The following is a 216-nucleotide window of genomic DNA, read 5'->3' on the forward strand; positions in this document are numbered from 1 at the left end:
AAACACCTTGAAATCACATACCTGAATCCGGATAGACGTAAGCCCAAGCGAACGGATATTCAACCGAATTGCTTGACGATCATAGAGCGTTGGAACCACCTGATCCCTTCCCGAACTCAGAAGTGAAACGACGCATCGCCGATGGTAGTGTGGGGTCTCCCCATGTGAGAGTAGGTCATCGTCAAGCTCCTATCCCAAAACCCCTGGTCAGCGATG

General features: G+C 50.9%; 1 rRNA gene. It reads left to right on the forward strand.

Going from position 1 to position 216, the window contains the following annotated elements:
* Window positions 1–71 precede the first annotated feature (71 nt).
* Window positions 72–187, forward strand: a 5S ribosomal RNA gene (rrf, locus tag HMPREF2581_RS05055).
* Window positions 188–216: the final 29 nt, after the last annotated feature.

The organism is Pseudomonas sp. HMSC057H01, from assembly GCF_001836405.1.
Lineage (GTDB): Bacteria > Pseudomonadota > Gammaproteobacteria > Pseudomonadales > Pseudomonadaceae > Pseudomonas > Pseudomonas aeruginosa.